The organism is Actinomadura sp. BRA 177 (genome assembly GCF_013372625.1).
GTDB lineage: Bacteria > Actinomycetota > Actinomycetes > Streptosporangiales > Streptosporangiaceae > Spirillospora.
This window is the reverse complement of sequence record NZ_JABXFD010000473.1, coordinates 1-4,781: the sequence shown is the minus strand read 5'-3', so window position 1 is coordinate 4,781 and position 4,781 is coordinate 1. Positions and strand designations below refer to the sequence as shown.

Annotated in this window: 4 protein-coding genes; 3 read left to right on the top strand and 1 reads right to left on the bottom strand. The window is 74.9% G+C overall.

The window, feature by feature from the left end; genetic code table 11:
- The first annotated feature begins 115 nt into the window (after nucleotides 1-115).
- The 3 genes from HUX53_RS27775 (at nucleotide 116) to HUX53_RS27765 (ending at nucleotide 3,583) form a co-directional block, all read left to right on the top strand.
- Nucleotides 116-907 carry an MFS transporter gene (locus HUX53_RS27775; protein ID WP_255205700.1) on the top strand — a complete coding sequence of 264 codons (792 nt, stop codon included), beginning with the start codon at nucleotides 116-118 and terminating at the stop codon, nucleotides 905-907.
- Nucleotides 908-987: 80 nt separating this feature from the next.
- Entirely contained in the window at nucleotides 988-1,860 is an 873-nt protein-coding gene (locus tag HUX53_RS27770; protein WP_176406172.1) for a LysR family transcriptional regulator, read from the top strand.
- Nucleotides 1,861-1,978: 118 nt separating this feature from the next.
- Nucleotides 1,979-3,583: a Na+/H+ antiporter gene (locus HUX53_RS27765; protein WP_176406171.1), complete on the top strand. Its 1,605-nt coding sequence runs from the start codon at nucleotides 1,979-1,981 to the stop codon at nucleotides 3,581-3,583.
- Nucleotides 3,584-3,632: 49 nt separating this feature from the next.
- On the opposite strand, the gene HUX53_RS27760 is transcribed toward HUX53_RS27765, so the two are convergent.
- Nucleotides 3,633-4,547, bottom strand: a complete 915-nt coding sequence (locus HUX53_RS27760; RefSeq protein ID WP_176406170.1) for an Lrp/AsnC family transcriptional regulator — start codon at nucleotides 4,545-4,547, stop codon at nucleotides 3,633-3,635.
- Between the last annotated feature and the right edge of the window lie 234 nt (nucleotides 4,548-4,781).

Genomic DNA, 4,781 nt, shown 5'->3' with positions numbered 1-4,781 from the left:
CGACGTACGCGCTCACCGAGGCGCCGAGCGGGGGCGCCGCGCCCCCGGTCATCGGCACCGCCGCCGTCCTCGGCCTTGCCGCGCGCCCGCTCCAGCAGGACGAACGCGACGGCCGCTGCCCGGGGCGCGGCGGCCCGCGCCTCAGCCGATGCTGCCGCTGGGCGTGTTCTCCTCCCGGCAGTTCTCCGCCGTCAACATCGTCACGTTCCTCATGTACGGCGGGATGGGCGTGATGTTCTTCCTCGTCGTCGTCAACCTCCAGGTCGTGTCCGGGTTCTCGCCGATCGCGGCGGGGACGGCGCTGCTGCCGGTGACCGTGCTGATGCTGCTGCTGTCGGCGCGGGCGGGCGCGCTCGCGCAGAAGATCGGGCCGCGGCTGCCGATGACGGCGGGGCTGGTGGTGGCCGCCGCCGGGATGCTGCTCGTCGGCAGGCTCGGACGGGACGCCTCCTACGTCCGCGACGTCCTGCCCGCCGTGGTGGTGTTCGGGCTCGGGCTGTCGGCGGTGGTCGCGCCGCTGACCGCCACCGTCCTCGCGACCGCCGACGCCCGGCACGCGGGCGTGGCCAGCGGCATCAACAACGCGGTGGCGCGGGCCGCCGGGCTGCTGGCGGTGGCGGCGATCCCGCCGCTGGCCGGGCTGACCGGCGACGCCTTCAACGACCCGGCGGACTTCTCCCGCGGCTACTGGATCTCCATGGCGACGTGCGCCGTGCTGCTCGCCGCCGGCGCCGTGCTGAGCTTCCTCACCGTCCACGACGACGCGCTGCGCACCCCGTCCGGGGAGACGGTCGAGCCGGAGGGCAGGAGGCACTGCGCGGTCGGCGCACCCCAGCTGCAGCCGGAGCCGGACACCGTCCCGTCCGCCGAGGCGGCCGGGGGCCCGGCGCCCGGCCCGCGCGCCTGACCGGCCCCGGGACCGAAAGGCCCGGGGCCGATTCCGGCTATGTCCCGGACCGGAGCGGTTCGAGGGCATACGGTCGGCACATGAATCTGCGGCAGCTGCGCTATGTCGTGGCGACCGCCGACCACGGCACGATGACGTCGGCGGCCCAGGCTCTCTACGTGGCTCAGCCCGCGCTGTCGCGGGCCGTCCGCGAGCTGGAGCGCGAACTCGGCGTCGAGCTGTTCGCCCGCTCCGGCCGCGGCGTCGTCCTCACCCCCGTCGGCGAGCAGGTCGTCCGGCAGGCCCGCGTCGCGCTGGACGCCGTCGAGGCGATCGAGGGCCTGTCGGTCGCGCGGGCCAACGGGCGCGGCGCGGAGCTGCGCATCGCCGTCACCGCGTCGCTGGAGCCGGAGCTGACCGGGCGGCTCGTCCCCCGCTTCGCCCGCCACCAGCCGGCCGTCCGGGTCCGGGTGCTGCGCTGCGAGGACCGCGACCAGGTCGCGGCGGCGCTGCGCGCGGGCCGCGCCGACCTCGCGCTCACCGACCTGCCCGTCCCGGGCGACATGTCCGCGCACCCGTTCGAGCAGCGGGAGGTGGTGCTGGTGTCGCCGCCCGCGCTGAAGGTCCGCGAGCCGGTGCCGCCGGCCGCGCTGGACGGCATGCGGCTCGTCCTGCCCGCCCGCGGCACCGCGCTGCGCGCCGAGATCGACGCGGTGCTGCGCCGGGTCGGCGCGGCCCCGGTCGCCGCGGTGGAGTCCGACGAGCGGGGCGCGTGGCTCGGCTGGGTCCGCGCCGGGATGGGCTCCCTGCTGTGGTACCGCAACCAGATCGCGGACACCGAGGGCGTCGCGGTCCGCTCGTTCATGCCGCCGATCACCCGGATGATCGGGCTCGTCCACGCGCACCGCCGGCTGCCGCCCGCCGCCCGCGACTTCCTCACCTTCGCCAACGAGGCCGGCCGCGACACGCACTGACCGGCAACCGGAGCGGAGCGCCAGCGGAGTGGAGGGCGCCGGTCAGTGCGCTACGGGGGTGTGGGGGTCGTCCCCCACAATGACTCGACCCACCGGCGGGTGCGGTGCCCGTCATGTCATGATCTGGCGAGTGGAGACGACGCACGCACTCTGGCTGCTGGCCGTCCCGGTGGGGGCGCTGATGGTGGCCGCGGGGGCGCGGCGCGCCGGGCTGCCGGCTCCGCTGATCCTGGTGATCGCGGGTCTGGGGTTTTCGTTCGTCCCCGGCGTCCCCGAGTTCGAGCTCGACCCGGAGTTCGTCCTCTACGTGTTCCTGCCGCCGCTGCTGTTCGCGGCGGCCTGGCAGAGCTCGTTCAGCAACCTGCGCGACAACGGCTGGTCGATCGGGCTGCTGTCGGTGGGGCTGGTGCTGTTCACCACGTTCGCGGTGGGGTACGCGGCGCACCTGCTCATCCCGGGGCTGCCGCTGGCGGCGGCGCTCGTGCTCGGCGCGATCGTGGCGCCGCCGGACGCGGTCGCGGCGGTGAGCGTCGCGCAGCGCCTCGGACTGCCGCGCCGGACGGTGACGGTGCTGGTGGGGGAGAGCCTGTTCAACGACGCGACGGCGCTGACGGCGTTCCGGGTGGCGCTGATCGCGGCGACGGGGGCCGGGTTCACGCTGCTGGACGGCGTGGGGCGGTTCCTGTTCGCCGCCGCCGCCGGCGCGGCGATCGGGCTGCTGCTCGGCCCGCCGCTGCACTGGCTGCGCACCCGGATGCGCGACCCGCTGGTGGAGAACGGCATCGCGCTGGTGGCGCCGTTCGCCGCCTACCTGCTCGCCGAGACCGCGCACGCCTCCGGGGTGATCGCCGTGGTCGTCAGCGGCCTGTACCTCGGCCACCGGGCCACCGAGTCGGCGGCGGTGACCCGGCTGATCGGCCACTCGTTCTGGAAGGTCATGGTCTTCCTGCTGGAGTCGGTGGTCTTCCTGCTGATCGGGCTGCAGCTGCCGCCGGTGCTGCACAGCCTGTCGCACCGCGGCTGGCAGGAGCTGACCTGGTGGGCGGTCGCGGTCTTCGCGGTCACCGTCGCCGCGCGCTTCGCCTGGGTATTCCCCGCCTCGCAGATCCCCCGGCTGCTGTCGCGGCGGGAGCGGGCGACCGAGAGCCTGGGCTGGCGCGGCCTGACGGTGGTGTCGTGGGCGGGGATGCGCGGGGTGGTGTCGCTCGCCGCCGCGTTCGCCGTCCCGTTCACCGCGTCGGGCGCCCCGTTCCCCGGACGCGACCTGATCCTGTTCCTGACGTTCACGACCGTCCTCGGGACGCTGCTGGTGCAGGGGCTGACGTTCCCGGCGCTGATCCGCGCGCTGCACGTCGGCGGCGAGCGGGAGCGCTACACCGACACGGTCGCGGAGGCCGGCGCCCAGCACGCGGCGGCGCGGGCGGCGCTGGAGCGGCTGGAGGAGCTGAACGCGGCGGAGCGGCTGGACGAGTCGGTGGTGGAGCGGCTCCGGCAGCTGGCCGAGCACCGGCAGCTGCGCGCGTGGGAGCGGCTCGGCGGCGGGACGGGCCCGGAGGGCGAGGAGGTGCCGACGGCGACGTACCGGCGGCTGCGGCGGGAGATGCTGCGGGCCGAGCGGGAGGTGTTCGTCCGGATGCGGGACGAGCGGCGCATCGACGACGAGGTGCTGACCCGCGTCATGCACGAGCTGGACCTGGAGGAGGTCGCGCTCAACCGCGACTAGCGTGCCGCCCCGGCCACGGCGGGCACCGTGGCCGAGGCGCCGGGGCCGGTCAGGCCGACCCGTTGAGCGGCTGCTCGGGCAGCTCCACGGCGTAGGACTCCTTCACCACGTCCAGGTGGTGCCAGGACTCCCGCACCGTCGCGCCGGGCACGGACCTTATGGCGTCGAGCACGGCCACCAGCTCGGCGCGGGAGGCCGCCTCGGCCTGCCCGACGATGTCGTAGCGGCCGAACCCGGTCGCCAGGTAGCGGACGCCGTCCTGGGCGGCGACCGCCTCCGCGACCTTCCGCAGCCCGCCGGTCACCACCAGGCCGAACCCGCCGAGCTCGGCGGCGCCGAGGGCGAGCGGGTCGGCCAGCCCGGTGACCTGGATGACGCCGGTGCGCATGAGCCGGACCACCCGGGCCCGGGTGGCGGCCTGCGACAGGCCGATGACGTGCGCGAGCCGGGTGTAAGGGGCACGCCCGTCCCGCTGCAGCTCGTGCAGCAGCCGCCAGTCGATGTCGTCGAGGCTGACCTCGCCGAGCTCGCGCACCACCGCGTGCTTGTCGCGCACGGTGGACACCGACCGGAACACCTCCGCCGCGCGCACGCCGGGGACGGACCGGATCTGGTCCACCTCGGCCGCGAGCGCGGCGTCGTCGCGGGTGCGCACCTGCGCGACCAGGTCGTACGGGCCGGCGGTCAGCGCGGTGAAGCAGACGGCGGGCCGCTCGGCGACGGCCGCGGCCACCTCCCGGGCGGAGCCGTCCACGGTGACCGAGACGTGCCCGATCGCCTCGGCGCCGACCACGGCGGCGTGCACGATGCCGACGACGCGGACGACCTGCGTTTCGAGAAGGTGCTGCACCCGTGCCCGCACGGCCGTGCGGGAAAGCCCGACGCGATCGGCGAGCGCCTGGAAGGTGGCCCTGCCATCCCGCTGGAGCTCGCGGACGAGCACGGCGTCGACCGCATCCAGCACGGCTCTCCTCCTCGACTTCTGATGAATCGGTTTGTCGGCAACTGAAAGATCATTCCATTTAGGGACGGTTCGCCGTCAAATATTGATCTTGCTCGTGTTCGCCGTGCCCGGCGGCCGTCGAAGCGTCGGCGGCCGGCGGGCACGGCGAACACTGTCCCTTATACACATCCGCCGCTGCCTGCGCAGAGGCTATGCGAAGACCCGGGCGCCTCCGACTCACCACCAAAACCAACG